This is a genomic window from Candidatus Methylomirabilota bacterium (assembly GCA_036005065.1).
In the GTDB taxonomy this organism is placed as follows: Bacteria; Methylomirabilota; Methylomirabilia; order Rokubacteriales; family DASRDR01; genus DASYQW01.
Genome location: DASYQW010000371.1, coordinates 20,455 through 46,803 on the forward strand (window position 1 = coordinate 20,455; position 26,349 = coordinate 46,803).

At 72.0% G+C, this 26,349-nt stretch carries 26 protein-coding genes; all 26 read left to right on the forward strand.

The genetic code is table 11. From position 1 onward, the window contains the following. Positions 1-26: 26 nt before the first annotated feature. On the forward strand, positions 27-2,279 hold the full coding sequence (bamA, locus tag VGW35_25150) for an outer membrane protein assembly factor BamA (GenBank protein ID HEV8310962.1): 2,253 nt from the start codon (positions 27-29) through the stop codon (positions 2,277-2,279). 18 nt (positions 2,280-2,297) lie between these two features. Next, positions 2,298-2,831, forward strand: a complete 534-nt coding sequence (locus VGW35_25155) for an OmpH family outer membrane protein (GenBank protein HEV8310963.1) — start codon at positions 2,298-2,300, stop codon at positions 2,829-2,831. A gap of 96 nt (positions 2,832-2,927) precedes the next feature. Then, positions 2,928-3,983 (forward strand): UDP-3-O-(3-hydroxymyristoyl)glucosamine N-acyltransferase, encoded by a 1,056-nt coding sequence (gene lpxD, locus VGW35_25160; protein ID HEV8310964.1) that lies wholly within the window; start codon positions 2,928-2,930, stop codon positions 3,981-3,983. Beyond that, positions 3,980-4,867 carry an acyl-ACP--UDP-N-acetylglucosamine O-acyltransferase gene (gene lpxA, locus VGW35_25165; GenBank protein ID HEV8310965.1) on the forward strand — a complete coding sequence of 296 codons (888 nt, stop codon included), beginning with the start codon at positions 3,980-3,982 and terminating at the stop codon, positions 4,865-4,867. Before lpxD ends, lpxA begins: the two co-directional genes overlap by 4 nt. Next, positions 4,864-5,868, forward strand: a complete 1,005-nt coding sequence (locus tag VGW35_25170; GenBank protein ID HEV8310966.1) for a Gfo/Idh/MocA family oxidoreductase — start codon at positions 4,864-4,866, stop codon at positions 5,866-5,868. The genes lpxA and VGW35_25170 overlap by 4 nt, the downstream gene beginning before the upstream one ends. A 144-nt stretch (positions 5,869-6,012) precedes the next feature. Beyond that, on the forward strand, positions 6,013-6,831 hold the full coding sequence (gene lpxI / locus VGW35_25175) for a UDP-2,3-diacylglucosamine diphosphatase LpxI (GenBank protein ID HEV8310967.1): 819 nt from the start codon (positions 6,013-6,015) through the stop codon (positions 6,829-6,831). Then, positions 6,797-7,963 (forward strand): lipid-A-disaccharide synthase, encoded by a 1,167-nt coding sequence (gene lpxB / locus VGW35_25180; GenBank protein HEV8310968.1) that lies wholly within the window; start codon positions 6,797-6,799, stop codon positions 7,961-7,963. The genes lpxI and lpxB overlap by 35 nt, the downstream gene beginning before the upstream one ends. Continuing rightward, positions 7,947-8,660, forward strand: coding sequence for a lysophospholipid acyltransferase family protein (locus tag VGW35_25185; protein HEV8310969.1), 714 nt, complete (start codon positions 7,947-7,949; stop codon positions 8,658-8,660). Before lpxB ends, VGW35_25185 begins: the two co-directional genes overlap by 17 nt. Beyond that, positions 8,644-9,915 (forward strand): 3-deoxy-D-manno-octulosonic acid transferase, encoded by a 1,272-nt coding sequence (locus VGW35_25190; GenBank protein ID HEV8310970.1) that lies wholly within the window; start codon positions 8,644-8,646, stop codon positions 9,913-9,915. The genes VGW35_25185 and VGW35_25190 overlap by 17 nt, the downstream gene beginning before the upstream one ends. Positions 9,916-9,987: 72 nt before the next feature. Then, complete coding sequence (gene lpxK, locus VGW35_25195; GenBank protein HEV8310971.1) at positions 9,988-11,091, forward strand: tetraacyldisaccharide 4'-kinase; 1,104 nt, start codon at positions 9,988-9,990, stop codon at positions 11,089-11,091. Between the two features lie 55 nt (positions 11,092-11,146). Then, positions 11,147-12,193 (forward strand): lipopolysaccharide heptosyltransferase II, encoded by a 1,047-nt coding sequence (gene waaF, locus VGW35_25200; GenBank protein HEV8310972.1) that lies wholly within the window; start codon positions 11,147-11,149, stop codon positions 12,191-12,193. Further along, positions 12,190-13,305: a glycosyltransferase gene (locus VGW35_25205; protein HEV8310973.1), complete on the forward strand. Its 1,116-nt coding sequence runs from the start codon at positions 12,190-12,192 to the stop codon at positions 13,303-13,305. The genes waaF and VGW35_25205 overlap by 4 nt, the downstream gene beginning before the upstream one ends. A 76-nt stretch (positions 13,306-13,381) precedes the next feature. Then, positions 13,382-14,593: a mannosyltransferase family protein gene (locus tag VGW35_25210; protein ID HEV8310974.1), complete on the forward strand. Its 1,212-nt coding sequence runs from the start codon at positions 13,382-13,384 to the stop codon at positions 14,591-14,593. A gap of 145 nt (positions 14,594-14,738) precedes the next feature. Further along, positions 14,739-15,104 carry a response regulator gene (locus tag VGW35_25215; protein HEV8310975.1) on the forward strand — a complete coding sequence of 122 codons (366 nt, stop codon included), beginning with the start codon at positions 14,739-14,741 and terminating at the stop codon, positions 15,102-15,104. Positions 15,105-15,202: 98 nt separating this feature from the next. Then, positions 15,203-16,246 (forward strand): PfkB family carbohydrate kinase, encoded by a 1,044-nt coding sequence (locus VGW35_25220; GenBank protein ID HEV8310976.1) that lies wholly within the window; start codon positions 15,203-15,205, stop codon positions 16,244-16,246. Next, complete coding sequence (locus tag VGW35_25225) at positions 16,221-16,712, forward strand: adenylyltransferase/cytidyltransferase family protein (protein HEV8310977.1); 492 nt, start codon at positions 16,221-16,223, stop codon at positions 16,710-16,712. Before VGW35_25220 ends, VGW35_25225 begins: the two co-directional genes overlap by 26 nt. 76 nt (positions 16,713-16,788) lie before the next feature. Continuing rightward, entirely contained in the window at positions 16,789-17,760 is a 972-nt protein-coding gene (locus tag VGW35_25230) for an NAD-dependent epimerase/dehydratase family protein (GenBank protein ID HEV8310978.1), read from the forward strand. Beyond that, positions 17,757-18,521 (forward strand): 3-deoxy-manno-octulosonate cytidylyltransferase, encoded by a 765-nt coding sequence (gene kdsB / locus VGW35_25235; GenBank protein ID HEV8310979.1) that lies wholly within the window; start codon positions 17,757-17,759, stop codon positions 18,519-18,521. Before VGW35_25230 ends, kdsB begins: the two co-directional genes overlap by 4 nt. Next, positions 18,518-19,507: a tryptophan--tRNA ligase gene (trpS, locus tag VGW35_25240; GenBank protein HEV8310980.1), complete on the forward strand. Its 990-nt coding sequence runs from the start codon at positions 18,518-18,520 to the stop codon at positions 19,505-19,507. Before kdsB ends, trpS begins: the two co-directional genes overlap by 4 nt. Positions 19,508-19,509: 2 nt before the next feature. After that, the gene (locus tag VGW35_25245) at positions 19,510-20,280 is read left to right on the forward strand and encodes a segregation/condensation protein A (GenBank protein ID HEV8310981.1); all 771 of its coding nucleotides are present in this window, start codon (positions 19,510-19,512) and stop codon (positions 20,278-20,280) included. Beyond that, positions 20,270-20,929, forward strand: coding sequence for an SMC-Scp complex subunit ScpB (scpB, locus tag VGW35_25250; GenBank protein HEV8310982.1), 660 nt, complete (start codon positions 20,270-20,272; stop codon positions 20,927-20,929). Before VGW35_25245 ends, scpB begins: the two co-directional genes overlap by 11 nt. 218 nt (positions 20,930-21,147) lie before the next feature. Further along, entirely contained in the window at positions 21,148-21,894 is a 747-nt protein-coding gene (locus VGW35_25255) for a pseudouridine synthase (protein ID HEV8310983.1), read from the forward strand. Between the two features lie 99 nt (positions 21,895-21,993). Beyond that, complete coding sequence (gene pheA / locus VGW35_25260) at positions 21,994-23,058, forward strand: prephenate dehydratase (GenBank protein HEV8310984.1); 1,065 nt, start codon at positions 21,994-21,996, stop codon at positions 23,056-23,058. A gap of 11 nt (positions 23,059-23,069) precedes the next feature. Then, on the forward strand, positions 23,070-24,182 hold the full coding sequence (gene hisC, locus VGW35_25265) for a histidinol-phosphate transaminase (GenBank protein ID HEV8310985.1): 1,113 nt from the start codon (positions 23,070-23,072) through the stop codon (positions 24,180-24,182). Continuing rightward, entirely contained in the window at positions 24,179-25,030 is an 852-nt protein-coding gene (locus VGW35_25270) for a prephenate dehydrogenase/arogenate dehydrogenase family protein (GenBank protein HEV8310986.1), read from the forward strand. Before hisC ends, VGW35_25270 begins: the two co-directional genes overlap by 4 nt. Next, positions 25,027-26,343: a 3-phosphoshikimate 1-carboxyvinyltransferase gene (gene aroA / locus VGW35_25275; protein HEV8310987.1), complete on the forward strand. Its 1,317-nt coding sequence runs from the start codon at positions 25,027-25,029 to the stop codon at positions 26,341-26,343. Before VGW35_25270 ends, aroA begins: the two co-directional genes overlap by 4 nt. The last annotated feature ends 6 nt before the right edge of the window (positions 26,344-26,349 follow it).

A 26,349-nucleotide genomic window follows, 5' to 3' on the forward strand; every position in this document is an offset into this window, starting at 1 on the left:
GAAGCCTCCGTTCCGGGAGGGCAACGGTGGCGAACGGAGGCCGACGCCTCTCCGTTCTCTTCGTGGTCATGCTCCTCGGCCTGGTCGGGGTCGCCCGGGGCCAGGAGCCTCAGCCGACCGTCCGCGACATCACGGTGGAGGGCAATCGCCGGATCCAGTCCCCGGTGATCCTCAACCGTGTCCAGACCAAGATCGGCGATGTCTTCTCCCCCGGCGCCTTGCGCGAAGACGTCCGCGCCATCTTCGCCCTCGGGTTCTTCGACGACGTCCAGGTGCGCGTGGAGGAATTCGAGGGCGGCCTCCGGGTCATCTTCGTCGTCATCGAGCGGCCCCTCCTCCGCGAGGTGGGATTCGAGGGCAACCGCGACGCGAAGACGGAGGAGCTCCGGGAGAAGGCCGGGTTGCGCATCGGCGTCCTCTACAACCCCGTGGAGGTGCAGCGCGCGGTCGACGCCATCCGCCAGAAGTACGAGGAGGACGGGTTCTTCGGCGTCACCATCCAGCCCCGGACGGAGCGGACCCCCGAAGGGGACATCCGGGTGGTCTTCCGGATCGACGAAGGCGCCAAGATGTACATCGATCGCATCGTCATCGAAGGCAACCAGGCCCTGACCGACAAGCAAATCAAGGGCGCCATGATGACGAAGGAGCGCATGTTGTGGATCCTCCCGTTCTCGAAGGTGCACCGCAAGATCTTCGAGGAAGACGCCGATCGGATCCTCGGCTTCTACGCCGACCACGGGTACGTGCAGGCCCGGATCGAGTCGCACGAGATCGTTCCCGATTTCGAGCGCGGCAAGATCATCCTCCGAACCCGCCTGGTGGAAGGCCCCCAGTTCCACGTCGGCGCGGTCGCCATCGAGGGCCACGAGATCCTCAGTGAAGCCGAGATCCGGAGCCTGATCGCGCTCAAACCGGGGGACGCCTTCGACCGGAGCGCCGTGCGGACGGCGATCCGGAAGATCACCGACCGCTACTCCGAGCTGGGGCGCGCCCGCGCCGAGGTCACTCCGAGCACCGACACCGACCTGGAGGCCCGCCGGGTCAACCTCACCCTCGCCATCAAAGAGGGGCCGCAAGTCTACGTCGAGCGCATCAACATCACCGGCAACACGAAGAGCTCGGAAAAGGTGCTGCGCCGGGAGCTGCGGGTGGCCGAGGGCGAGCTCTTCACGTATCAGAAGCTGGTGCGAAGCCGTCAGCGACTCTTCAACCTGGGATACTTCGACGAAGTCAACGCGACCGTGGAGCCCGGATCGACACCGGATAGGGTGATCGTCAACATCGACGTCAAGGAGCGCGCCACCGGCATGTTCAGCATCGGGGCCGGTTACAGCTCCCTCGACAAGCTGTTCGGGACGGTCGAGATCACCCAGCGCAACCTCTTCGGCCGAGGGCAGGAGGTGTCCCTCCAGTTTCGCATCGGCTCCGCCAGTCAGCTGGTCCAGCTGAGCTTCACCGAGCCTTACCTGTTCGACATCCCGTTGCGGGCCGGCTTCGACCTCTATCTCCGCGAGCGGGACTTCGACGACTTCACCGAAGCCCGCATCGGCGGCGACGTGCGGGGTACCTACCCGCTGACTGAGTTCGTGTCGATGACGGCCGTCTACCGGCTGGAAGACGTCAAGATCAGCAACGTGGCGGACAACGCGAGCGCCGATCTGAAGGCGGAGGTCGGGCGGAAGCTCAACTCCCTGGTCGAGCTCGGCGTGGCCCGGGACACCCGCGACAACATCTTCGAGCCGAGCTCGGGAAGCCGGAACGCGTTCGGCATCGCCTTTGCCGGCCTCGGCGGGGACACGCAATGGTACCGGGTGGTGGGCGAGACGGCCTGGTACTGGCCTCTGCCCTTCTTCGACTGGGTGGTGGGGGCCCGCGGGCTGGCCGGGATCGTCCAGGGCTGGGGTGGAAAGGAAGTCCCCATCTTCGAGCGGTTCTTCCTGGGGGGCGCGACCACCCTCCGCGGCCAGCGCACCCGGTCGGTCGCTCCCAAGGACGCCCAGGGCTTCGTGATCGGCGGCGACAAGGAGCTGGTCGGCAGCACGGAGCTGCTGATCCCGATCTTCCCGCGGTTCAGGGTTGCGTTGTTCTTCGACGCCGGCAACGCCTACGGCTTCGGCACCGACTTCGATCCGGCCAACCTCCGCCTCACGGTCGGCGCCGGCTTCCGGTTCTATTCCCCGCTGGGACCGCTCCGGCTCGACTACGGGTACAACCTGGATCGGAAACCGGGCGAGAGTTCTGGTCAGATCAACTTCACGGTCGGGTCGCCCTTCTGAGGCGACGAGGGGTAGTACATGAAGCGACTGGCAGTTCTCGTAACCGCCCTGGCGGCCGTCCTCGTTCTGGCCGGAGACGGCGGGGCGGCGGCCTCCCGAATCGGGTTCGTCGACGTGCAGAAGGTCCTCGTGCGGTCGGTGGCCGGCGTGGCCGCTCGCGAGCAGCTCGAGCGCGAGAAGGCCGCGATGCAGAAGGATGTCGACACCCGCCGGGCCGAGGTCGAGAAGCTTCGGGACGAGCTCGAGAAGAAGGGGCTCGTCCTCTCGGCGGATTCCAAGCGCGAGAAGGAAGAAACGCTCCAGCGGAAAGTGCGCGATCTCCGCCGTGTGGTCGATGACTTCCAGAAGGAGCTCGAGCGCAAGGAGCAAGCGCTCACCCAGCGGATCCTCCAGGACCTGACGGTGCTCATCGAGCGGGTCGGGAAGGAGCGCGGCTATCTCCTCATTCTCGAGAAGCGGGGCGCCAGCGTGATCTACGGCGACGCCGAGGCGGACGTCACCGAGGACGTGATCAAGTTCTACGACCAGGAGAAGGCCAAGGAGAAGAAGTAGATGAGGAGCCGGCGGCAGCCAGCCCGCGGGCTATGAGCCGGCCCGAGCCGGGGCCCGATGCCGACCACGGCTCCAGTGGTTCTTCAGGGTGACCCGGTGAGCGGCAATCGGCGTTTGGGCGAGCTGGCCCGGCTCGTCGGCGGCGCGATCGACGGCGATCCCGATCTGCCCATCCGGGGTATGGCCAGCCTCGATCGGGCCCAGGCCGGCGACCTCAGCCTGGTGGCCGGCCGCCACTATCGAGCCCTCGCCGAACAGAGCCGCGCTTCCGCGTTCCTGGTGGCGCTCGACGTGACCCTGCCCGGCCGCTCGGTGATCCGGGTGGCCCACCCGCACCTCGCGCTGGCCACGCTGCTCCGGGTCTTCCATCCCGAGGTCAGGCCCGCCTCGGGGATCCATCCCACCGCGGTCGTGGCGGCCTCGGCACGGGTGGCCGGCGACGCGGCCGTGCTCGCCCACGTCGTGGTCGGTGACGGGAGCGTCGTGGAGGCCGGAGCGGTCCTGCATCCCCACGTCGTGCTCGGCGAGCGCTGCCGGGTGGGGGAGGCCAGCGTGCTGCATCCCCACGTCGTGCTCCGAGAGGACGTGGAGGTCGGTCGCCACGTGGTCATCCACGCCGGCGCCGTGTTGGGCGCCGACGGGTTCGGGTACGCGTTCGACGGTACCCGGCACCGGAAGATCCCGCAGGTCGGCCGAGTGGTGGTCGAGGACGACGTGGAGATCGGCGCCAACGTGACCATCGACCGCGCGACGCTCGGCGACACCATCATCGGCCGCGGAAGCAAGATCGACAATCTGGTGCAGATCGGCCATAATACCGTGGTTGGCGCGGACACCGTCATCGTTGCGCAGGCGGGGATCTCGGGCTCGTGTCGGATCGGGAACCGCGTGATCATCGGGGGGCAGGTGGGCATCGTGGACCACGTCAGGGTCGGTGACGGCGCCCGGGTCGCATCGCAGTCGGGCGTGACGGACGACGTGGACCCGGGGACCGCCGTCCTCGGGACTCCGGCCATCCCCATCGCCGAGGGCCGCCGAGTGGCCGTGTCCTTGCCGCGCTTGCCGGAACTGCTTCGATCCGTCCGGCGCCTCGAGAAGCGGGTGGCCGCACTCGAGCGGCGCCTGGAGACCGCCACGGGCCCCCCGGAATGACCGCCGAGCCGACCGGCGAGCAGGGCGGGAGCTCGCCGGGTGATTGGCGTCCCCTCGACGATTTCCGGGCCGAGATCCATCCCACGGCGGTCATCCACCCCAAGGTCGAGCTCGGAATCGGGGTGCGGATCGGTCCCTACGCGGTGATCGGAGAGGACGTCCAGCTCGGGGACGGCGTCGAGGTCGGGCCCCATGCGGTCCTCGAAGGGCGGCTCGAGATCGGTCCGCGCTCGCGCATCTTCGCCGGAGCGATCATCGGCTTCCCGCCCCAGGACCTCAAGTGGAAGCCCGGCATGCCTTCCGGCGTCCGCATCGGAGCCGACAACATCATCCGCGAGTACGCGACGATCCACCGCTCGTCGGTGGAAGACGGCTGGACGACGATCGGCGACGGCTGCTTCATTATGGCGAGCTCCCACATCGCCCACGACTGCCGGGTCGGCAACGGTGTCGTGCTCACGGGCTACACCGGGTTGACCGGGTGGGTTGAGGTCGGCGACAAGGCCGTCATCTCGGGCCTGGCCGGCATCCACCAGTTCGTGCGGATCGGCACCCTGGCCTTCGTGGGCGGCTGCACCCGCCTGCCCCAGGACGTGCCGCCGTATTTCCTGGTCGAGGGGAACCCGGCCCACGTCCGGGGCGTCAACGTCGTCGGTCTGCGGCGCGCCGGAGTGCCCGCCGAGGCGCGACTCCTGATCGGACGGGCCTACCGGATCCTCTACCGATCGGGCCACACGCCGGAGAAGGCGCTGGAGAAGATCCGCGCCGAGCTGGCGCCCTCCCCGTACGTCGACCAACTGGCCGAGTTCATCGCCACGTCCAAGCGTGGCATTTGTCGGCACCGGCCGCGTGGCCCGGAGCCGACCGAAGAGGTGGAGGGGTGAAGAGAGCGGAAAAGCGGATGCGAGCGGGAGTGGTCGGGGCCGGCCACATGGGGCAGTACCACACCCTCGTCTATGCCGAGCTGTGGGATGTCGACCTGGTCGGCCTGGTGGACCTCGACCCCAGCACGGTGGCCCGGCTGGCAGCTCAGTACGACACCCAGGGGTTCACCGACTACCGGGAGCTCTTCGGCAAGGTCGACGTTGTCTCCATCGCCGTCCCGACGCCCCTTCACTTCGAGGTGGCGCGTGCCTGCATGGAGGCCGGCATCCACGTGCTGGTGGAAAAGCCGCTGAGCCCCACGCTGGAAGAGGCGCGCGAGCTGTTCCGGATCGCCCGGCAGCAAAACGTCGTCCTCCACGTTGGGCACGTGGAGCGATTCAACGGGGCCGTCCAGGAGCTCCGGAAGATCGTCGTCAGTCCGATCCTGGTCGAGTCCCGTCGCCTGGGCCCGTTCGTCCCGCGGGTCCAGCACGACACCGTGATCATGGACCTGATGATCCACGACATCGACATCGTGCTCGGCCTGGTGGACGCCGACATTCAGGAGATCACCGCGGCCGGGGCCCGGGTGCAGTCGACACACCCCGACGTGGCGAACGTCCAGATGCTGTTCGCCAACGGCACGCTGGCCAACATCACCGCCAGCCGAGCCACCGAGCAGAAGATCCGCACGCTGGCCATCACCCAGCCGGACGCCTATATCTTCCTGAATTACACCGACCAGGACATCCAGATTCACCGGCGGGCCGCCTCCGAATACATCCTGAACCGAGAGTCCATCCGGTATCGGCAGGAATCCTTCGTGGAGCACCTCTTCGTGCACAAGGAGAACCCGCTCAAGCTCGAGATCCTCCACTTGCTGAACGCTGTCCGCGAGGCTCAGCGGACGGGGCGGGTGGACCTCAGCGAATACGACGACGTCCGCTCCCTCGCCGTCGCCCTGGCGATCGAGCGCATGATCCGGGAGGAAAGCGTCCACCTCCGCTGGCCGCCCCGCTAGGACGCTGTCGGAGTAACCATGCCCCGCGGCTTGCCCAACCGCCCACGGTTGATGTTCCGCTCCGAGCGCGGGCTTGGCCCGCGCCACCTTCTCCTGGGGGGCGGGTCTGGGAGGGGCCGTCGAGGCCGCCTCCCATGATCTAACATGCCGGAGAGCCTCGGCCTCGTCGGCGGGGCGGGGGTCCTGCCCGCCCTGGTGGCCCGCGAGGCTCGTCGCGCCGGTTGGCGCGTCATCGCCTTCGCGCTCGACGATCCCGCCGGGTTCTCCGACGTGGTCGACCGGGTCGTCCCGTGCCGGGTCGGAGACGTCGGACCCATCGTCGATGCTCTCGTCGAGGAGGCCATCCGCCACGTGGTGCTGGCCGGACGCATCTCGAAGCACGGGCTCTTCCGGGGGGAGCTCCTCGACCAGGCGGCCCGGGCGCTCGTCGCGCGGAGCCCGGACTGGACGGACGACGGGCTTCTCCGGACGGCCACCACCGCGCTGGCGGCGCTGGGCATCGAGTTGCTCGACCAGCGGCGCTTTCTCGCAGCCTGGCTGGCGCCGGTCGGGCACGCCGCCGGACCGGCCTTGAGCGAAGCCGCCCGGGCCGACGTCGGGTGCGGCCTCCGGATCGCCCGCGACCTCGGCCGGCACGGCATCGGCCAGACCGTGGTCGTCCGGAACGGAACGGTCGTGGCCGTCGAGGCCATGGAGGGCACGGACGAGACGATCCGCCGGGGACTCGCGCTGGCCGGCCCGGGGGCGGTGGTGGTGAAGGCGACGGGGCCCAGCCACGACTACCGCTTCGACGTGCCGACGATCGGCCCCGCCACGCTGGCACTTTGCGGCGAGGGCCGGGCAGCCGCCCTGGCCGTGGAAGCGGATCGGGTCCTCCTCCTGGACCGCGAGCGGATCGCGAGCGACGCCGAGCGGATGGGCATCAGCGTTGTCGGAGTCGGCGGGGATCTCCCGACCGATTGACGTCCTGCTGGTCGCCGGGGAAGCCTCCGGCGATCTTCACGGCGCGACGCTGGCGCGCGCCCTCGTGAGCCTCGCCCCGGGGATCCGCCTGGCGGGAATGGGCGGTGCCCGCATGGGCGCCGCCGGGGTGCGCCTCCTGCACGGGATCGACCGGGCGGCGGTCGTCGGCGTCACCGAGGTGCTGGGCCGGCTTCCCGCGCTCCTCCGCATCTTGCGCGACCTTCGACGGTGCCTCCGGGAACGCCGCCCGAGCGTCCTCGTGCTGATCGACTTCCCCGATTTCAATCTCCGCCTGGCCCGCCACGCCCGCACCCTCGGCATCCCGGTCGTCTACTTCATCCCTCCCCAGGTCTGGGCCTGGCGCCGGGGCCGGCTGCGGGTCATGGCCCGCGACGTGACGCGCGTCCTCGCGGTGTTCCCGTTCGAGGTCGGCTTCTATCGCGAGGCCGGGGTCCCCGTGGAGTTCGTCGGCCACCCGATCCTCGACGTGCTGCCACCCCTGGATCGCGAGGCGGCGCGCCGGGGCCTGGCGGCCGCCGAGCCCCTGATCGGGCTTCTTCCCGGGAGCCGGGTCGAGGAGGTGCGACGCCACCTGCCGCTGCTCCTTCATGCCGCCGCCGCCATCCGAGACCGCGTGCCCGCCGCCCGGGTCGTCCTGGCGCTCGCTCCTACGATCGCGCCGGCCGTCGCGAAGGCGCTGGTGCGAGACTCGCGGGTGGATGTCCGGATCCTGCCGGGCGAGGCCTATCGCGTGATGGCAGGTGCCGATCTGCTGCTGGTCGCCTCCGGAACGGCGACACTCGAAGCCGCCTGCTACGGGACCCCGATGGTCGTGGTCTACCGCCTCTCGCGGGTCTCGTACGTCCTGGCGCGGCTGCTCGTCCGCGGCGTTCGGCACATCAGCCTGCCCAACATCATCGCCGGGCGCGGCGCGGTCCCCGAGTTGATCCAGGGACAAGCCACGCCTGCCCGGGTAGCGCGGGCCGGGCTGGCGCTCCTCGCTGACGAGGCCGAGCGCGCGGCGCAGCAGGCCGCTCTCCACGACGTCCGCGTGCGACTCGGAGACGCGGGGGCCGGCGAGCGGGCGGCGCGGGCGGTCCTGCGGGAGAGCAGCCTTGCCGTCCCGGGGTGAGGCGGCCGGGGGTGGACTCACCCGGCGCGACCGGCTCGTCCTCGCGGGACTGGTGGCCGTCGGCCGCCCACTGATCCGGCTCCTCGGCGCCAGCCTCCGTCTCACCGAGGCGAATCGCGAGGTGGCGGACCGGCTGTGGGCGGTCGGCGGCCCGCTGATCTATGCCGCCTGGCACGGCCGGATCCTGATGTTCCCCTACTTCTACGGTCGCCTCCGGCGCGTCCACGTGCTGGCCAGCCGGTCGCGGGACGGGGAGCTCGTCAGCCGCTTCGCCCGGGCCTTCGGCTTCCAGGTCGTCCGCGGCTCGTCCTCGCGCGGGGCCGCGTCTGCCCTCCGCCTCCTGGCCCGGCTGCTCCGCGAGCAGCACGCGGAGATCGGGGTGGTCCCCGACGGCCCGCGCGGGCCGCGCTACGTGGCCCAGCCGGGGCCCGTGCTCCTCGCCAAGCTGGGGCGGGCGCCCATCCTGCCGCTCGGCCTCGGCGCCTCGCGCGGCACCGTCCTGGCGTCGTGGGACGAGTTCCTCATTCCGCACCCGTTCGCGCGCATCGCCGTCGTCTTCGGGGAGCCGCTCGTGGTCCCCGAGGACGCCGACCGGGAGGCGCTCGAGCACCATCGTCAGCGTCTGGAGGCGACCCTGAGTCGCCTCACGGGGGAGGCCGACCGTCTGGTCGGCAGGCGACGTGTATCGGCTCTATAGCCTGGTCCTCGTCCTGCTCGGCCTCGCCTACCTCCCGGTCTTCCTCGTGCGAAAGGTCTGGCGCGCGGGCTACCCGCTGGCGCTCCGCGAGCGACTCGGCGGGGTCGCGCTCCAGCCGGGGCCCGATCGGTTCTGGGTCCACGCGGTCTCGGTCGGCGAGGTCATGGCCGCGGTGCCCCTCGTCCACGCGCTCCGCCAGCGGTGGCCCGAGAGCGAGGTCGTGCTGTCCACCGTCACCGCGACCGGCGCCAGCGTCGCCCGGACGCGCCTGACCGAGACGGCGGCGGCGTTCGTGTTCCCCGTCGATCTCGCGCTGGCCACGCGGCGCGCCGTCCAGCGGGTCCGCCCCCGTTGCTTCATCGGCCTCGAGACGGAGATCTGGCCCAACCTCCTCCGCACGCTCCGGGCGGCCGGGGTCCCGGCGGTCCTGGCCAACGGTCGGATTTCCGACCGGTCGCTCCGGCGCTACGGCTGGGCGGGCGGGCTGTTTCGCCGCGTGCTCGACGACATCCAGCTCTTCGCCATGCAGTCCGAGGAGGACGCGCGCCGCATCATCAGCCTGGGTGCCCAGCCCGAGCGCGTGGTGGTCACCGGCAACCTCAAGATGGAGATGCCGGCCGGGGAAGGGGGCGCGGATGAGCTGTGGCGGCGGCTCCTGCACCTCGGGCCGGTGCCCGTGTGGGTGGCCGGCAGCACCCATCGCGGGGAGGAGGGGCCGATCCTGGACGCGTATGTGGCGCTCCGCGCCCGGGTCGGGTCGCTCTGTCTCATCCTGGCTCCCCGCCACCCCGAGCGGGTGGACGAGGTGGAGGCTCTCGCCCGGGCCCGGGGGCTCGCGCCGACGCGGCGGAGTCGGATCGAGCCGGGCGCGCCGAGCGAGCTGATCCTGCTCGATACGGTCGGCGAGCTGGCCCAGCTCTACGCCGTCGCCGACGTGATCTTTGTCGGAGGAAGCCTGGTGCCCGCGGGCGGCCACAACGTCATCGAGCCCGCCCTCCACGCCAAGCCCATCGTCTTCGGGCCCCACATGGCCAACTTCCGCGACGCGGCCCAGACGCTCCTCCGGGCGCGAGGCGCCATCCAGGTCAGGGACGCCGGTGAGCTCCCCGGCGCGCTGGGCGCCCTCCTCGCGGACGCGGCGGCCCGGCGCGAGCTCGGGGAAGCGGCCTGGCGGGCCGTCCGCGCCCACCAGGGAGCGTGTGAGCGCACGATCGAGGCGCTCGAGGCCGTGCTCGAGCGGGTGAGGCGACGGTGAGCGGCCGTGAGCCCATGCCCCTCGCGCTCGGGGGCGGAGCGCCGCCGCTCCCCTCCAGGGTGACCTGAGCACGTGCTCAGCGCGACCCAGCGGGCCCGGCTCGTGCGCGCCTGGCGCGAAGGGCTCCCGGCGCCCTGGGACACCGTGCTCGCGGTCGCCGCGCTCGCCTACCGCGCCGGGCTCGCCCTCCGCCGCGCCGCGTACGCATGCGGCCTCCGGACGACGCGGACCCTCCCGTGCCGCGTGGTAGCCATCGGTAACCTCACCATCGGCGGCACCGGGAAGACGCCGCTCGTCGAGCTCATCGCGCGGACCCTGAGCGCGCGCGGGCGGCGGGTCGCGATCCTGAGCCGCGGCTACGGCCGGCGGGCATCGGACGGGCCGCGGCTCGTGTCGGACGGGCAGCGCCTCGTCGCGAGCGTCGCAGACGGTGGGGACGAGCCGATCTTGCTGGCGCGCCGCCTGGCCGACGTCCCGGGCGGCGTCCCGATCATCGTGGATCGCGATCGCTTCCGGGGCGGAGCCTTCACTCTGCGTCGCTTCCGGCCCGACGTCCTGCTGCTCGACGACGGCTTTCAGCAGATGCGCTTGCGCAAGGACGTCGAGGTCGTCTGTCTCGACGCGCGCGCCCCGTGGGGCCACCGCGGACTCTTCCCGCGCGGGAGCCTCCGCGAGCCGCCGGCGGCGCTCGGGCGCGCCGATCTACTCGTTCTCACCCATGCCGCCGGACGGCCGGACCTCCGCCACGTCGAGACCGAGCTGCGCGCCCGGGCGCCGTCGGCGCCGCTGGCCCTCGCGAGCTACGAGCCCGAGGCGGTCGAGGATCTGGGCGCCGGCACCGTGACCGGCGTCGGCGTGCTCCGCGGCCGACGTGTCGTGGCGTTCGCCGGGATCGCCGTGCCCGAGAACTTCGCCGCCACCCTCGCCGAGCTGGGCGTGACGCCACTCGACTTCGTCCCGTTCCCCGATCACCACCCGTACGAGCCGGGCGACCTCGCGACGCTGGAGGCCCGCGCGCGCGCCGTCGCGGCCGAGGTGCTCCTGACCACCGAGAAGGATGCCGTCCGCCTCCCGCCGCCGGGGACGCTGCCGGTGTGGGTGCTGCGGGTGCGGCTGCGGCTCCGGGGCGACGCCGCCTGGTGGGCGGTGCTCGACGCGCATCTGGGGACGCCGTGAGGGGGACCGGGCCCACCGCCGGCCTCGGTGCCGCTGACCGTCGGAGGGGCGCCCGGTGAGCCGATCCGTCGCACCGATCCCGGTCGGCGAGATCCGGCGGGCCCTGGTCCGCTGCCCGAACTGGCTGGGCGACACGGTGATGGCGCTGCCGACCATCCACGCGCTGCGCGACGCCCTGCCACGGGCCGAGCTCTGGGGCCTCGGGCCCTGGGTGCCCGCCGTCCTCGCGACGGAGCCGGCCCTCAACCGCCTGCTCCCGTACCCGCGGCGCTGGGCCGACCGCTGGGCCCTCACCCGCGAGCTCCGTCAGGCCGACCTCGATCTCGCGCTACTCCTCCCGAATTCCTTCGAGAGCGCGCTCGGCGCCTGGCTGGCCGGCGCACGCCGGCGCGTCGGGTACTCGGGCGACGGTCGGGCGGCGCTGCTGACCCACCCGGTGCCGCCGTCGGCCGAGCGCTGCCACCAGGTTGCGGAGTATCTGGCCCTCCTCCGTCCGCTCGGGCTCGCGCCCCGCATGACGGCTCCCACGCTCGCCGTCGCCCCCACGCACCGGGACGAAGCCCGCCGACTCCTGCGAGAGGTCGGGGTGCGCTCCCGGGACCGTCCGGTCGCGATCCAGCTCGGCGCCGCCTTCGGTCCGTCGAAGCTCTGGCCCGCCGAGCGTCTCGCCGCGCTCGCCTCCCGTCTCGAGGCGGACGGGACGCCGGTCGTGTTCCTCGGAAGCCCGGAAGCCGCGGCGCTCCTCGCCGCCGTGGAGCACGCGATGGCGGCACCGCCCCGGACTCTGGTGGGCCGGGACCACGTCGCCCTCCTTCCCGCCCTCCTGGCGGAGTTCGCAGTGCTGGTGACGCCGGACAGCGGACCCGCACACCTGGGCGCCGCGGTGGGCGTCCCGGTCGTCGCGCTGTTCGGTCCGACCGATCCACGTCGGTCGGCGCCGCTCGGGAGCCGCCACCTCGCGCTCTGGCGGCCGCCACCCTGCGCGCCTTGCTACCAGCCGCACTGTCCCATCGACCACCGATGCGTCCGCGCCATCACCGTGGACGAGGTGAGGCGCGCGGTCCACGAGCGGCTCCAGGTCGACCCGCGCGCTCCGGCATGAGACGGTTTCGGGTGCTCCACCTGATCGCCAACCGCTGGTGGACGGGGAGCGCGGACCCCGCACTCGGTCTCGCCCACAGCCTGCGGGGGCGCGGGCACGACGTCGCGTTCGCCTGCATCCGCGGCGACGCCCTCGAGGCCCGGGCGCTCGCCGTGGGTCTGGTGCCGGTGGACAGCCTGTCGCTCGAGCGCACCGCGCGTCCCTGGGTTCTCCTGCGCGACGTCCGCGCGCTGCGCCGGCTCCTCCGCGCGCGCCGGATCGAGATCGTCCACGCCCACCTGAGCCACGACCACTGGCTGGCGGCCGTGGCCGCCCGGGGTCTCCCGGTCGTCCTGGTGCGGACCGTCCATCACCGTCGCGCGATCCGCCGGGGTCCGGCGCTCCGGTGGCTCTTCCGACGGACGGGCGCGGTCCTGGCCGCCAGCGAGGCCATCGCCGAGGCGGCCTGGGGAGCCGGGCTCCTCCGCGCGCGTCCGACCGTGGTGCCGGGCGCGGTCGACGTCGGCCGCTTCTCCCCCCGGGCCGACAGCCGGCCCGTGCGGGCCGAGCTCCAGCTCGGCACCCGCCCCGTGGTGGGCTCGGTCGCGCGCCTCGTCCCCGGACGCGGCCACGACGTCCTGCTCCGCGCCGCCGGTCGGCTGCGTGCGCGGTTCCCGGCCCTCCGGGTCCTGCTCGTCGGGCGAGGGGAGGGGCGGCCCGCGGTGGAACGGCTGGTGCGTGACCTCGCACTCGAGGAGGTCGTGATCTTCGCCGGGTACCGTGACGCCGATCTGCCGCAGGTGCTGGCAGCGATGGACTGCTTCGCGCTCCTCGGGGGCGGCGCGGAGGAGTCAGGGCGGGCGGTCATCGAGGCGATGGCGGCGGAGCGACCGGTCGTCGTCGGCCGGTTCGGCGCGATGCCCGAGACCGTGGTGGACGGGGAGACGGGCTGGCTGGTCGATCCGCAGCCGGAGGCGGTGATGGAGCGCCTGGCGGCGGTCTTCGCCGATCCCGGGCGGGCCCGGGCGATGGGCGCCGCGGGGCGTCAGCGAGTGCTGGCGCGATTCACGCCGGAGCGCCGCGCGGTCGCCGTCGAGGAGGCATATGCCCGCGCCCTGACCGGGAGCGCCTGACATCGGGCAGTTCGGCCGGTGACTCCGTCGTGCTACAATCCCCCGGGTCCGGCGCCGACTGGTCCCCGAGACACCAATGTCCGTTTCCGCGAGTGCTCGCCTCCGCAAGCCCCGAGCCCCGTCCACGCTCGCGACCGCGCGCGCCTGGGTCACGGCCACCGCCGATCGCCTGGGCTTGTGCCGCTCGCTGGGTTACTTCGCGCTGACCCGCCTGTCGCTCTTCATCGTGGCGGCCTGCGCAATCCGTATCGTCCCGGCCGGCATCCAGTCCCCGACCGAGGTGTACCTGGGCCAGAGCCTCTCGATCGCGACCTGGGTGCGGTGGGACTCCTGGTGGTACCTGAACGTCGTCGAGCGCGGGTACTGGTTCGATCCGACCGGCAAGTCGAACGTGGCCTTCTTCCCGCTTTTCCCCCTGACCATCAAGGCGCTCACGGCGGTGACCGGCAACCAGGTCGTGGCCGGACTGCTCATCGCGAACCTGGCGGCGGTGGGCGGAGTGATCGCGTTCTGGGTCTGGGTGCGAGACCAGGCCGGCCCCGTCGCGGCCGAGCGGGCGGTGCTGTGGCTTCTGGTCTTTCCCTTCTCCTTCTTCTTCCACAGCATCTACGCGGAGTCGCTCTTCTTCCTGCTGGCGACCCTGGCCTTCATCGCGGCGGGCCGGAAGCGCTGGCCACTGGCCGGCCTGTGGGGGGGGCTGGCGGCCGCCACCCGGCCGATGGGCGTCCTGCTGTTCCCGGCGTTCGCCTGGCCGCTCTACCGGCGCTGGCGAGCGGGCCACGACGTCGAGATGAAGGACGTGCTCGGCGTGTGCCTGGTGCCGGCTGGTCTGGCTGCCTACGCGGTGTACCTGTGGTTGGCCTTCGGGAACCCGCTGGCATTCTGGGACGCGCACGCCAACGGCTGGAACGTGCGCTTTCACTGGGACCTGGCCGGCTACTGGCGGGAGACCTACTGGATCCTCACCCGGGGTCCCCGCATCCAGGCCTACACGCGGCTCCTCGACTCGCTCCGCGTCGTCCTGCCGCTGGTCTTCATCGCACTGACGGTGAAGGTCTTCCACCGGCTCGGCTCGACGGCCGGGATCTACACGGCCGCCACCGTCTTCGTCGGCGTTCTGTTCGCGCCGGAGAGCGTGGGGCGCGAGCTCCTGGCCGCCGTCCCGGCCTTCGCCGCCGCCGGCATCGCGGATCGCGATGGCAGCCTGGCCGAGGGTCTGCGGCTGCTGTCCTTCGGGCTCCTGGTGGTCTTCCTCTTCGCGTTCGCGACCGCGCACTTCGTGGGTTAGCGGTGTCCCGGAGTAATGCTGTGCCCAGGGCCGGCCGGGCAGTGCACGGAGGAATGCTCCGAGCGGCGGGTTTGCCGCCGCAACCTCTCCTCCTGGGGGAGGTCTCGGAGGGGGCCGTCGAGGCCCCCTCCGATGAGCTAGCGCGGTGAAACGCGTCCTGGTCGTGGACGACGACGCCAATCTCTGCGAGGTACTCGGCGAGTTCCTCGAGCGGGACGGGTACGCGGTCACGATGGCCCACGATGGGCACGCCGCGCTCGAGTTCCTGCGGCAGGGCGGGATCGATCTGGTGATCCTGGACATCAACATGCCGGGGCTCGGCGGGGCGAGCCTGGTCCAGATGATCCGAACCGATCCGGAGTGGAGGGCCGTGGCCGAGGTGCCGATCATCGTCGTGTCGGCGCTGTGGGACGTCGTGACGTTCGATCTCGACGTCCAGGGTGGATTCGCCAAGCCGGTGAGGTACGAGCAGCTCAAGCCGAAGATCCGCGAGCTCATCGGGCCGGGGTGATCGAAGCACCCGCAGGCGTCGCGGGTGCGAAAAACCGCTTTCCAGCTTCGAGGCGATCCGTATAATGAGGCCGATGGTCTCCGGGATGGTTCTGCACGGTGGTTAGCGCCGACGGCGCGCGTCTGCTTCGCGCCGTCGAGGCGTTCCAGGGCAAGACCGTCCTAGTCCTCGGCGACATGGTCGCCGACGAATACGTCTACGGCAAGCCGGCGCGGATCTCCCGCGAAGCCCCGGTCCTCATTCTCCGCTACCTGTCCCGCGACGTTCGCCTCGGCGGCGCCGCCAACGCGTGTCACAACCTGCATACTCTGGGAGCCCGCGTGCTTCCCCTCGGAGTGGTGGGCGCCGACTGGGCCGGAGGCGCTCTCCGCGCGCTGTTCGGGGAGCTCGGGGTCACCGCCGAGGGGCTGGTGACGGTGGCCGACCGCGCGACGCCGGTCAAGACGCGGATCATGGCCGGGGGCTACGTCGCGACGCGACAGCAGCTCTGCCGGATCGATCGGGAGCCCGAGGGGCCGCTGCCGGTGACGGCCGAGGCGGCGCTGCTGGAGCGCTTGCGGACGTGGGCCCCCCGAGTCGACGCGGTCGTGCTGTCCGACTACGGGTACGAGACGATCGGCGGGCAGCTTCTCGACGAGGTCCGGCAGCTCGACGGGGGTGGCGTCATCGTCAGCGCCGACTCGCGGTACGACCTGCTCCGCTTCGGCGAGATCACGGCGGCCACACCCAACGAGCCGGAGGTGGAGCAGCTCCTCGGCATCTCGCTCGACGGTGACAAGGCCGTCGAGGAGGCCGGCTGGCGGCTCCTCGCGCGGCTCTCGACCCGCCTCCTGCTCGTGACCCGCGGCTCCAAGGGCCTCGCCCTCTTCGAGCGGGGCGGCGACGCGACCTTCATCCCCATCTACGGCAGTGACGAGATCGCCGACGTGACCGGGGCGGGCGATACGGTCATCAGCACGTTCACCCTCGCGTTGGCCGCCGGCGCCGGACCCCTGGAGGCTGCCCGTCTGTCGAATTACGCCGGCGGCGTCGTGGTCATGAAGCGCGGCACGGCACCCGTCACACGGGGCGAGCTGTGCGAGGCCATTCGGCAGGACGCGCGCGCCGGCAGCCGGGATGACCGGGAAGGTCCTCGCTCTTGAGCAGGTCCGCGCGGTGGCGGCCGCCGCCCGCGCGCGAGACCGCCGCATCGTCCTGGCCAACGGATGCTTCGATCTCCTCCACGTGGGCCACGTCCGCTACCTCGCCGCCGCGCGGGCCCTGGGCGACATCCTCATCGTGGGCCTCAACTCCGACGCCTCCGTCCGGCGACTGAAGGGCCCCGGCCGTCCCCTCATGCCCGCCGCCGAGCGGGCCGAGCTTCTGGCAGCGCTGGCGGCCGTCGACCATGTGGTGATCTTCGACGATGACACCGCCGACGGCCTGGTGAGGCTGCTGCGCCCTGCCGTGCACGCCAAGGGCACCGACTACAGTCCCGAGTCCGTCCCCGAGGCAGCCACGGTCCGGGACAGCGGCGGAGAGGTCGCGATCGCGGGGGACGACAAGCGCCACTCGAGCCGCGACCTCATCGCCGAGATCCTCGCCCGATTCGGCGCGCCCGGGCCGTGACGGGCCCGAGCGCGATCGGCGACGTGGACGGGGTCGGCGTCGCGGCCGAGCTCACGGCCGGCGAAGAGCCGCGCGCGTGAAGTGCCTGGTGACGGGCTGCGCCGGGTTCATCGGCTCCCAGCTGGCGGAGCGTCTCGTGGCCGACGGCCATCGGGTCACGGGGGTCGACGCCTTCACCGATTACTACGCGCCGAGTCTCAAGGAGGCGAACCTCGAGGCGCTCCAGGGGGCGCCGGCTTTCACGCTCCTGCGGGGCAACCTGCTCGACGTCGATCCGGCCGTGCTCCTCGACGGCGTGGACGTCGTGTTCCACCTGGCGGCCCAGGCGGGGGTGCGGGCGAGCTGGGGCCGCGCCTTCCGGATCTACACGGACTGGAACATCCTGGCCACCCAGCGCCTCCTCGAAGCCGCCCGCGACCGCCGGCTCCGCCGGTTCGTCTACGCGTCGTCGTCCGCGGTGTACGGCCGGTCCGAGGTCCCCATGCGCGAGGAGAGTCCCGCGCGGCCGCTCTCCCCGTACGGGGTGACGAAGCTCGCCGGCGAGCACCTGGCGAGCCTCTACGCCGCCGCCTACGGTGTCCCCACCGTGTCCCTCCGCTACTTCACCGTGTTCGGACCGCGCCAGCGCCCGGACATGGCGTTCCACCGCTTCATCCGCGCCCTTCGGGCCGGCCGGCCGATCCCCGTCTTCGGGGACGGCGGCCAGACCCGTGACTTCACCTTCGTCGCGGACATCGTGGAGGCGACGTGCCGGGCGGCGGCCGCCGACCTCCCTGCGGGCGAGGTCGTCAACGTGGCCGGCGGCGTCCGGATCGAGCTGCGCGAGGCCATCGCGGAGCTCGAGCGCCTCACGGGGCGGAAGGCCCGGGTCCAGGCGGGGGCGGGAGCCGCCGGCGAGATGCCCCACACCTACGCCGACATCGGGCGCGCCGCTCGGCTCCTCGGGTGGGCTCCCAAGACGCCGCTCGCCGACGGCCTCCGCGAAGAGATCGCCTGGGTCGACCGCCTCGAGGCGGCTGGCGCGCTTCCGGCCGACGGGTCGGGATGACGCGCGCGATCGCCGTCATCCCGGCCCGCTGGGCGTCCAAGCGGTTCCCGGGAAAGGCCCTGGCGGTGGCCGGAGGGAAGCCCCTCATCCGCCACGTCTGGGAGCGGGCACGGCACCTCACGGCGGTCGAGCGGGTGCTCGTCGCCACCGACGACGAGCGAATCGCCGGGACGGTCCGCGCGTTCGGGGGCGCGGTGGCCATGACGAGCCCGACGCATCCGAGCGGAACCGACCGCGTGGCCGAGGCGGTGCGGGGCGATCCGGCCGAGCTCGTGGTGAACCTCCAGGGGGACGAGCCGACCTTCGACGTCAAGGCGGTCGACGAGCTGGTGCGGCTGATGGCCGACGACCCGGTGATCCAGATGGGGACGCTCGCCCACCCGATCCGGGACGATGCCGAGCTCACGGACATCAACGCCACCAAGGTCGTCCTCGACCAGGGCGGCTATGCCCTCTACTTCTCCCGAGCGCCCATCCCGTACCGCCGACAGCCCGGGTTGGTGACGCCGCTGCGTCACATCGGGATCTACGTCTTTCGGGCCGGCTTCCTCCAGCGCTTCGCCGGCCTCCGGCCCACCCCGCTCGAGCTGACGGAGACGCTCGAGCAGCTCCGGACCCTGGAGCACGGCGTCCGCATCCGGGTGCTCCTGACGCCGCACGCGTCGCTCGGCGTCGACACGCCCGCCGACCTCGAGCGCTTCGCGGCGCACCTGGCGGCCGGCGGGGGCGCAGATTCGCGCGAGGGGCAGGCTCGGCTGTGACGACGGGCCGCGGCCGCGTGCTCTCGGGGATGCGCCCGACCGGGCGACTGCACCTCGGAAATCTGCTCGGGGCGCTCGACAACTGGGTCCGGCTCCAGGACGAGTACGATTGCTTCTATTTCGTGGCCGACTGGCACGCCCTCACCACCGAGATTCCGGGCAAGGGGGACCTCGGCATCAACACCCTGGAGATGGCCGCCGACTGGCTGGGGGCGGGACTGAACCCCGAGCGGAGCACGCTGTTCATTCAATCGCTCGTGCCGGAGCACGCCGAACTCCACCTCCTGTTCTCGATGCTGACGCCGGTCGCGTGGCTCGAGCGCGTCCCGACCTACAAGGAGATGGTCGATCAGCTCGGGCTGGAGTCCCCGTCCTACGGGCTCCTCGGCTACCCGCTCCTCCAGTCGGCCGACATCCTGATCTACAAGCCACGTTACGTGCCGGTCGGGGTGGACCAGGTGCCGCACGTCGAGCTGACCCGGGAGGTGGCGCGGCGCTTCAACCACCTCTTCGGACCCGTGTTTCCCGAGCCCGAGGTGAAGCTCACCGTCATTCCCAAGGTGCCCGGGACGGACGGGCGGAAGATGTCGAAGTCCTACGACAACGCGATCTACCTCGCCGATCCCGCCGAGGTGACCGTGCCCAAGGTCCGGACCATGGTGACCGACCCGGCCCGCAAGCGGCGCACGGACCCCGGGAATCCCGAGGTGTGTCCCGTCTTCGATCTCCACAAGATCTTCACGCCCGAGAGCGAGCGCCAGGTGGCGGCCACCGGCTGCCGGACGGCGGGAATCGGCTGCCTCGATTGCAAGGGCATCCTCCTCACCCACATGATGCCGACCATCGACGGCATTCGGGAGCGCCGCACGGAGATCGCGGCCGACCCGGGTCGGATCCGCCAGATCCTGGGCGACGGCTCGGCCCGCGCGCGCGCGACCGCTCGCCAGACCCTCGGTGAGGCGAAGGCGGCCGTGGGAATCGCCTGAGCATGGCCAGCCTGGAGCCGGCCGTCACCGCGTCCGCCCTCACCGTCCGGCTCGAGGGCTTCGAGGGCCCCCTCGATCTCCTCCTCCATCTGGCCCGCTCGAACGAGATCGACCTGGCCCGGCTGCCGATCCGCCAGATCACCGACCGGTACCTCGCCTACCTGGAGGCGGTGGAGTTCCGCGAGCTCGACGACGCGGGGGCGTTCCTCGTGATGGCGGCCACCCTCATCTACCTGAAGTCGAAGCTCCTCCTGCCGCAGCCCGACATCGAGGAAGAGGCGCTCGACGCGGAAGGGGAGGCCCTGCGGCTCGAGCTGGAGGCGCGCCTGCGCGCCTACGCGCGGGTCAAGACGATCGGCGAGTGGCTCCGCGAGAAGGAGGCGGCGTGGGCGCTCTGCTTCACCCGGACGTGGAGCGAGCTGCCGATGCCGGAGTACCTGCCGGTCGAGAGCCTGAGCCTGTGGGACCTCGGCGAGGCGTATCGCCGGTTTCTGGCCCGCCTGGCCCGGGGCGAGCCCACGCGGGACGTCGAGCCCGAGCCGCCGTCGCTCCTGGCCCGGATGGCCGAGATCCTGGGCGTGCTGGACCACTCCTGGTACGTGCTCTTCTCGGCGCTCCTCGGCGCGAGTCCGCCGCGCCCGGAGGTCGTCGTGACCCTGCTCGCCCTCCTCGAGCTGGTGCGTCTGGGGCAGGCGCGCACGCAGCAGCGGGAGCTCTTCGGCGACATCGTCATCGAGCGCGCCCTGTCGGGAGGACCGAGCCGTGAATCCTGAGACCGTGGCCGCCCTGGAGGCGCTCCTGTTCGCGTCGGATGCCCCGCTCGAGCTTCCCCGGCTCGCCGAGGTGCTCGAGGTCGACCCCGACGAGGCCCGGCAGGCCGTGGAGATCGTGCGCGCGGCCTGCGAGGCGCCCGGCCGCGGCCTGGCCGTCGTCGAGGTGGCCGGCGGCCTGCGCCTGGTCACGCGCCCCGAGCTGGCCCCGGTCCTCCTCCGGCTCCAGCGCCTGCGCCTCAAGAGCCGGCTCTCGCGGGCCGCGGTCGAGACGCTGGCGATCGTGGCCTATCGGCAGCCGATCTCCCGGCCCGAAATCGAGCAGCTCAGAGGCGTCAACGCGGAGAGCGTGCTGGCCGCCCTCCTCGAGCGGCGCCTCATCCGCGTGGTGGGCCGGAAGGCGACGCCGGGCCGGCCGATCCTCTACGGCACTGCCCGGGAGTTCCTGGAACACTTCGGGCTGCGCGACCTCTCCGAGCTCCCCCCGTTCGAGGTGCCGGACGAGACGCCCGTGTCCCCGGTCATCGAGCCGACGGACCAGGAGCCGGCCGCGGCCGACGAGGCGCCGGGCCTGTCCGAGGCGCCGGAGCCCGGGCCGGCCGCCGCCACGACGCCCCACGCCGCCGAGGACACGGCCCTCCGCCAGCCCTAGCGGTGCTTCGGAGGGGGTGTCGGAACACCCCCTCCGAAGCTCCCCCAGGAATCGTGGCGGCGGCACAGCCGCCGCTCGGAGTTCCCGGGCGCGGAGCGCAGCCGGATGGATGAACCTGGAACAGCCCAGGTTGTCGGGAGCGGACCTTGCGGTGGTGGTACGGTCGAGCCTGAGTGCGAGGGCAGTGCCCCGCGGATTGTTCGATAGGCCCTGAGACCGTGGCGGGAGTCCGCCTCCAGAAGCTCCTCGCCGAGGCGGGCGTCGCCTCCCGGCGCGGCGCGGAACGGCTGATCCAGGCCGGCCGTGTGTCTGTCAACGGCCGTCCGGTCGAGGAGCTCGGCGCCCGAGCCGATCCCGAGCGCGACCGGATCGAGGTCGACGGGCAAGAGCTGCCCCGCGCCGAGCCCAAGCGCTACGTCCTCCTCCACAAGCCCCCCGGGTACCTGACGACGCGCGAGGATCCGCGGGGCCGCCCGCGCGTGTTCGACCTCCTGCCCGAGCTCGAGGTGCGTCTCCACCCGGTCGGGCGCCTCGACTACGATGCCGAGGGACTCCTGCTCCTCACGAACGACGGCGCGCTGACCTACCGCTTGACGCACCCGCGGCACGCGGTGGCCCGGGTCTACCACGTGCTGGTGGAAGGACGGATCGACCCGGCGGCGCTCGCGGCATTGCGCCGCGGCGTCCTCCTGGAGGACGGGCCGGCCCGGGCCGAAGAGGCACGGCTTCTCCGGCGGGCCGGGCCTGAGGCGGCGTGGCTCGCCCTGACGCTCCGCGAGGGCCGCTATCGGGAAGTGAAGCGGATGTGTCGGGCCGTCGGACTCACCGTGCGCCGGCTCGTGCGCGTGGCCTTCGGGCCGCTCCGGCTCGGCCGGCTGGCGCCCGGGGCGTGGCGGGACCTGGATCGCCGAGAGCTCGCGGCGCTCGGCGAGCGGACGGCAGCGAGCGAGCCGCGAACCCCGTAGGGGCCGCTCCTACCCGTCCCGCGCGCCCTGCCCACCTTGCGCCGGCCGGCCGGGTTCACTATACTAGTTGGGCTTTCTCGACCGTCCCCTGGAGAGTGTATGGGTCTGGATGAATGGCGGGTAAGGATCGACGACCTTGACCGGCAACTCCTCAAGCTCCTCAATCAGCGCGCGGCGATCGCCCTCGAGGTGGGGCGTGTCAAGCGCGAGGCCGGTCGGCCGCTCTTCGTCCCCGAGCGCGAGCAGGCAATCCTGGAGGGGCTCCTCCAGCTGAACGACGGCCCGTTGCCCGCCGAGGCCGTGCGGGCCGTCTGGCGGGAGATCTTCTCGGCGTCCCGCACTCTCCAGCGCCCCTTCCGCGTCGCCTACCTCGGTCCCGTCGCCACGTTCACCCACCTGGCCGCCCTCGAGCACTTCGGCGCCAGCGCCGAGTACGTGCCGCTGCGGGGGATCCCGGAAGTCTTCGCCGAGGTCGAGCACGAGTGGGCCGACGTCGGGGTGGTTCCGGTCGAGAACTCGACCGAGGGCGCGGTCAACCATACCCTCGACCGCCTCATCGACTCCGAGCTCCTGATCGAAGGCGAGGTCCGGGTCACGATCCACCACTACCTGCTCTCGCGCGCGGGTGACCTCAGCGAGGTCAAGCAGGTGTTCTCGCATCCGCAGGCGCTGGCCCAGTGCCGCGAGTGGCTCGACCGGAACCTCCCGCACGCCCAGATGGCGGAGGTCGCCTCCACGACGGTGGCCGCCGAGCGGGCCCTCGAGGACGCCACGGCCGCGGCGATCGCCAGCGAGCTGGCCGGGCAGCTCTATCGGCTGCCCACCCTGGGCGAGCGCATCGAGGACTTCGCCCAGAACGTCACGCGCTTCCTGATCATCGGGCGCCGGGCGATCGGTCCCACCGGGCGCGACAAGACGTCGATCCTCTTGTCCATCAAGGACGAGATCGGCGCGCTCCATCGCATCCTGGAGCCGGTCGCCGCGGCCCGCCTGAATCTGACGAAGATCGAGTCCCGGCCGACGCGGCGGCGCCCGTGGGAGTACGTCTTCTTCGTCGACTTCGAAGGCCATCGGGCAGACGCGGTCGTGCAGGGAGCCCTGGAGGCGCTGCGCGAGCGCTGCCTGTTCCTGAAAGTCCTCGGCTCCTACCCGGCCGCCAGCTGAGACAGGAGACTATGAGCACTTCCTGGGAGCGCCTTGCCAACGAGCCGATCCTGGATGTCGCCCCCTACGAGCCGGGCAAGCCGATCGAGGAGCTCGAGCGGGAGCTCGGTATCGCCGGCGCCATCAAGCTCGCCTCGAACGAGAACCCCTTGCCGCCGTCGCCGGGGGTCCTGGCGGCGATCCGCCAGGTCCTGGGAAACCTGAACCGGTACCCCGACGGGTCGGGCTATTACCTGCGCCAGGCCCTGGCCAAGCGCCACGGCGTGGCGCCCGACGCGATCGTCCTGGGCAACGGCTCCAACGAGCTCCTGGAGCTCCTGGCCCGGGCCTTCGTCCGCCAGGGTGAAGAGGTCGTGTTCCCGCACCCTTCGTTCATCGTCTACCCCTCGATCGTCCAGAGTGTCGGCGGGATCCGCGTCGTGGTCACCCTCAAGGATCACCGCCTGGACCTTCCGACGATGGCGCGGGCCATCACCCCGCTCACCAAGCTGGTCTTCATCGCCAACCCGAACAACCCGACCGGCACCATCGTCACCGCTGACGAGGTCGAGAAATTCCTGGCCGACATCCCCGAGCGAGTCATCGTCGCCTTCGACGAGGCGTACTACGAGTACGCGCAGGGGCCCGACTTCCCGGATAGCCTGAGCTACCTCCGGCAGGGGCGGCGGGTAGTGGTACTCCGCACGTTCTCCAAGGTTTCGAGCCTGGCCGGCCTCCGGGTCGGCTACGCCATCGCCGATCCCGACTGCATCGCGTTGCTCAATCGGGTCCGGCAACCCTTCAACGTGAACACCATCGCCCAGGTGGCGGCGCTGGCTGCGCTCGAGGACGAGGCGCATGCCCAGGCCACGGTCGCCATGGTCAAGGAAGGCATCAAGACCCTCTACCGGGCGTTCGACCAGCTGGGTATCAGGTACGTCCCGACCCGGGCCAACTTCATCCTGGTCGAGATCCCGGACGCCGGCCGGGTCTATCAGCAGCTCCTCCGCACCGGAGTCATCGTGCGGCCGACGGCGGCCTTCGGGCAGGAGCAGGGTCTTCGCATCACGGTGGGAACACCCGAGGAGAACGCGCGCCTCATCGAGGCCCTCCGCGTGAGCCTCGGCAAACGAAGGCCGGCGTGAGGAGTCCGCTCGTCGGACGGTTGACCGTCGTGGGGCTCGGCCTCCTGGGAGGCTCGGTCGCCCGAGGGGCGCGAGCGCGGCGCATCGCGGGAGAGATCGTGGGGGTCAGCCGCCGGGCGGCGACCCTGGCCCAGGCGCAGGCGGCCCGCGCGGTGGATCGAGCGACCCAGGACCTCGCCGAGGGCACGCAGGATGCCGATCTGGTCGTCCTGTGCGCGCCCGTCGGGGCGCTCCCGGAGCTCGTCCGCGGGGCATGGCCTCATCTCCGGTCCGGGGCCGTGCTCACCGACGTCGGCAGCGTCAAGGCGGGCGTCACGGCGGCGGCCGATGCCTGTGAGCCGCGGCCCGGTGTCGGGTTCGTCGGCGGTCACCCCATGGCGGGATCCGAGCAGTCGGGATTCGCGGCAGCCGATCCCGACCTCTTCGAGGGGCGGCTCGCCCTGCTCACGCCCACCGCGCGGTCGCCCGAGGCCGCGGTCGCGCGGGTCACCGAGTTCTGGGAATTGCTGGGAAGCCACGTGCGGCTGGTCACGGTGGATGCTCACGATCGCGGCGTCGCGGCCGTGAGCCACCTTCCGCATCTGGCGGCCTACGGGCTGGTCGCCGCCGCCGACGATGATGCGCTGGGGCTGGCGGGACCGGGCTTCGCCGACACGACCCGCGTCGCCGAGTCCGCCGAGGCGCTCTGGGCCGACATCTTCCGCGCGAACCGGGCGCCGCTCCTCGAGAGCCTCGCCCGTTACCGCCAGGTCCTCGACCACTGGGAGGCGCTCATCCGCGACGGGCAGTGGACGGCGCTGGAAGCGGCCCTCGGGCGGGCGCGCGAGATCCGGGAAAAGCTTCCGTGAACGCGCGCGTCCGACCCGTCGAGCGTTTTGGTGGCACGCTCACCGTGCCCGGCGACAAGTCCATCTCGCACCGCGCGGTGCTGCTGGGAGCCGTCGCCACCGGCGTGACCGAGGTGCACGGCCTCCTGGAGGGCGCAGACTGCCTCGGCACCCTCGCCGCGGTCGGCGCCCTCGGCGTAGAGGTCACGCGCAAGGCGCCCGGCCACTACCTGGTCCGCGGCGCGGGGCCGGAAGGGCTCACGGAGCCGGACGCCGTGATCGATTGCGGGAACTCCGGCACCACCGCGCGGCTGTTGCTCGGGGTCCTGGCCGGCCAGCCCTTCACCACCGTGCTGACCGGAGACGACTCGCTCCGGCGCCGCCCGATGGACCGCGTCGTGGAGCCGCTCGGCCGCATGGGCGCGCGGGTCCTCGGGAAGGGCGGCGGCCGCCGCCTCCCGCTGGCCATCGCCGGCAGCCGGCCGCTGGGCCCGATCCGGCACGTGTCGGCGATGGCGAGCGCCCAGGTAAAATCCGCGGTCCTTCTCGCAGGCCTCTCGGCCTCGGGGCCGGTGACCGTCGTCGAACCGGCAGCGAGTCGCGACCACACGGAACGGATGCTGGCGGCGTTCGGGGCGGACATCGCCGTCGGGGATCGGGCGGTCACCCTCACGCCGGGACCCACGCTCAGGGGGCGCCTCGTCCAGGTGCCGGGGGACATTTCATCGGCGGCCTTCTTTCTGGTGGCCGGGGCACTCGCCCGTGAGGGCAGCGTCACCGTCGAGGGCGTGGGGATCAACCCCACCCGGACCGGCGTGCTCGACGCCCTTCGCGACATGGGGACCCGGCTCGAGGTGGTTCCCGGAGCGGCCGAGGGCGAGCCCCTCGCCGACATCACCGTACTTCCCTCACGCCTCGGCGGCGCCGCCCTCGGGGGCACGCTGGTGCCGCGGGCGATCGACGAGCTCCCGGTCCTGGCCGTGGCGGCCGCGGTGGCCTCCGGCGTGACGGAGATCACCGACGCCGCCGAGCTCCGCGTGAAGGAGTCGGACCGCATCCATGCGCTGGCCGTGGAGCTCGGCAAGATGGGGGCCGACCTGGAGGAGCGACCGGACGGGCTCCGCATCCGCGGAAGCCGGGGGCGCGCGCTCCGGGGGGCGCGCGTGTCGAGCTGGGGCGATCACCGGCTCGCCATGGCGCTCGTCGTCGCCGGACTCTTCGCGGACGGCCCGACGCTGGTGGAGGGCATCGACTGCATCGCGACCTCGTACCCGGACTTCGTCTCGACCTGCCGGCGGGTGGGCGGCGAGACCTGTATCGAGGTGGTGGAGTGAGCGGGG

What these genes read in the sequence shown, in the direction of transcription:
- VGW35_25155 (HEV8310963.1), top strand. Translation starts at nt 2,298, where the DNA reads ATGAAGCGACTGGCAGTTCTCGTAACCGCCCTGGCGGCCGTCCTCGTT.
- hisC (HEV8310985.1), top strand. Translation starts at nt 23,070, where the DNA reads ATGAGCACTTCCTGGGAGCGCCTTGCCAACGAGCCGATCCTGGATGTC.
- pheA (HEV8310984.1), top strand. Translation starts at nt 21,994, where the DNA reads ATGGGTCTGGATGAATGGCGGGTAAGGATCGACGACCTTGACCGGCAA.
- VGW35_25245 (HEV8310981.1), top strand. Translation starts at nt 19,510, where the DNA reads ATGGCCAGCCTGGAGCCGGCCGTCACCGCGTCCGCCCTCACCGTCCGG.
- VGW35_25225 (HEV8310977.1), top strand. Translation starts at nt 16,221, where the DNA reads ATGACCGGGAAGGTCCTCGCTCTTGAGCAGGTCCGCGCGGTGGCGGCC.
- lpxA (HEV8310965.1), top strand. Translation starts at nt 3,980, where the DNA reads ATGACCGCCGAGCCGACCGGCGAGCAGGGCGGGAGCTCGCCGGGTGAT.
- VGW35_25210 (HEV8310974.1), top strand. Translation starts at nt 13,382, where the DNA reads ATGTCCGTTTCCGCGAGTGCTCGCCTCCGCAAGCCCCGAGCCCCGTCC.
- lpxI (HEV8310967.1), top strand. Translation starts at nt 6,013, where the DNA reads ATGCCGGAGAGCCTCGGCCTCGTCGGCGGGGCGGGGGTCCTGCCCGCC.
- VGW35_25205 (HEV8310973.1), top strand. Translation starts at nt 12,190, where the DNA reads ATGAGACGGTTTCGGGTGCTCCACCTGATCGCCAACCGCTGGTGGACG.
- kdsB (HEV8310979.1), top strand. Translation starts at nt 17,757, where the DNA reads ATGACGCGCGCGATCGCCGTCATCCCGGCCCGCTGGGCGTCCAAGCGG.